Below are 292 nucleotides of genomic sequence, written 5' to 3' on the forward strand. Positions count from 1 at the left end.
CAAGATATTGCCTCTACACAAGCAAACATTGCTGGCAAGAAGCGTCGATGCAAAGTTCACCCACACCTTGGCCATACGGATGACCAATGTTATGCACAACACCCTGAGCTTCGCCCTAGCAGCTGGCAGCCGAGACATAATAAACAGGGACAAGTTCAAAACTACCATTATGCCTCTCAAGCTTCATTTAACAAGTCCAGGGCCTGGCATGTAGATACTGGCTGTTCCAACCACATGACATTTGACCGTCAGATCTTATCGCAATTCCGAAGCGCAAGTCTGAACCCAGAAA

General features: G+C 47.6%; 1 protein-coding gene. It reads left to right on the plus strand.

The features are described 5' to 3' along the window. Window positions 1-214 (plus strand): hypothetical protein (locus tag B5P42_RS32410; RefSeq protein ID WP_220089425.1); only part of this gene is annotated, 214 nt, incomplete at its 5' end. Window positions 215-292: the final 78 nt, after the last annotated feature.

This window comes from Bacillus sp. SRB_331, from assembly GCF_003264175.1.
Lineage (GTDB): Bacteria > Bacillota > Bacilli > Bacillales > Bacillaceae_G > Bacillus_A > Bacillus_A mycoides.